General features: G+C 71.7%; 1 protein-coding gene. It reads right to left on the bottom strand.

Annotation, left to right across the window (positions count from 1 at the left end; genetic code table 11):
* On the bottom strand, nt 1-1,790 hold a 1,790-nt coding region (locus AC6CH2_RS22470), incomplete at both ends, for a condensation domain-containing protein (protein WP_498271154.1).

Here is a 1,790-nt window from a genome sequence, read left to right as displayed (position 1 = left end):
TAGCCGCTCGTCGCCGCAGACCAGCGCGGTCGCGTCCGGGGTCGAGCGCACCTGCGCCTCGAACGGCTGATGCAGCAAGCGCTCGCGCGGGTAATCGAAGGCGGTGTCGTTGAAGGTCTCCAGCACCAGTTCGCGCTCGGCCGCCGGCAGCCAAGGCAGCCGGCCGACCGGGCACTGGGGATCGGCTACCATCGCTTCCAGCAGGCGCACGAAGTAGCCGGCGTAGCGCTCGATGGTTTCGCGCTCGAACAGGTCGCTGGCGTATTCCAGTTCGCCGACGATCTCGTCGCCGGACTCGCGCAGCGCCAGCGACAGGTCGAAGCGGGTGGTGCTCTGCGCCGTGGCCAGTGGGCTCAGGCTCAGGCCCGGCAGGTTCAGGGTGGCGCCGCCGGGCGTGTTGTCCAGCGACAGCATCGCCTGGAACAGCGGACTGTGGCTGAGCGTGCGCGCCGGCTGCAAGGCATCGACGACCTGCTCGAACGGCAGGTCCTGGTGCTCGTAGGCGTCGAGCGCGACCGCGCGCACCCGCGCCAGCAGCTGCGCCGCGCTCGGGTCCTCGCGCAGGCTCACGCGCAAGGCCAGGGCGTTGACGAAGAAGCCGATCAGCGGCTCGGTCTGCGGATGCTGACGGTTCGCCACCGGCGTACCGACCACCACCTCGTCCTGCCCGCTCAACCGCGACAGCAGGATCGACCAGGCAGTCAGCAAGGCCATGAACAAGGTAGCGCCCTGCCCCTGCGCCCAGGTGCGCAGCCCGGTCGCGAGCGCGGCCGGCACCCGCAGCGGCACGCTGTCGCCGGCATAGCTCTGCAGCGGCGGCCGCGGCCGATCGCTCGGCAGCTCCAGCAACACCGGCGCGCCGCTCAGCTGCGCGCGCCAGAACTCGCCGAGTTCGCGCAGCCGCTCGCCTTGCAACTGTTCGCGCTGCCAGGCGGCGTAGTCGGCGTACTGGATCGACAGCGGCGGCAGCGGATCGGGCTGGCCCTGGCGCAACGCTGCGTACAGCGCGCTGACTTCCTTGACCAGCAGGCCGATCGACCAACCGTCGGAAATGATGTGGTGCTGGGTGAACAGCAGGATGTGTTCGTCCGAGGACAGCAGCAGCAGACGGCCGCGGACCAGCGGGCCGCGGGCGAGATCGAACGGCACCGCCGCTTCGGCCGCGCCGTGCTCGGCCGCGGCCAGGGCGCGCGAGCCGGGGTCGAGATGGCGCAGGTCGTGGTCGACCAGTTGGAAGCCGGTATCGGCCGGGCCGATCGACTGGCGCGGCTCGCCCTGCTGCTCGACGAACACCGTGCGCAGGCTTTCGTGGCGGGCGACGACCCGGTCCAGCGCCGCCTGCAGGGCGCCGCGGTCGAGCTTGCCGCGCACGTGCAGGGCCGCGCACATGTGATAGGCGGCGCCGGCGGCGCTGTCGAGCTGATTGAGGAACCACAGGCGCTGCTGCGGCCACGACAGCGGCAAGGCCGCATCGCGCGCCACCGGCCGGATCGGCTCGAACGAGGCCACCCGCGGCGCCTCCAGCGCATCGGCATGAGCGGCCAGCGCCGCCAGAGTCGGACGTGCAAACAGATCGCGCAGGGCGATATCGACGCCGACGGCCTGGCGAATTCGCGACACCGCCTGCAAGGCCAGCAAGGAATGGCCGCCCAGCTCGAAGAACCGGTCGTGGCGGCCGACCCGCTGCAGGCCCAGCAGCTCGCACCAGATCGCGGCGAGCGCGGTTTCGGTGTCGCCCTGCGGCGCTTCGAACTCGCGGCGGATCACCGCCTCGTCGCCCGGCGCCGGCA

It is taken from the genome of Lysobacter sp. GQ73 (assembly GCF_059758755.1).
This window is presented reverse-complemented; position numbering and strand designations above follow the sequence as displayed.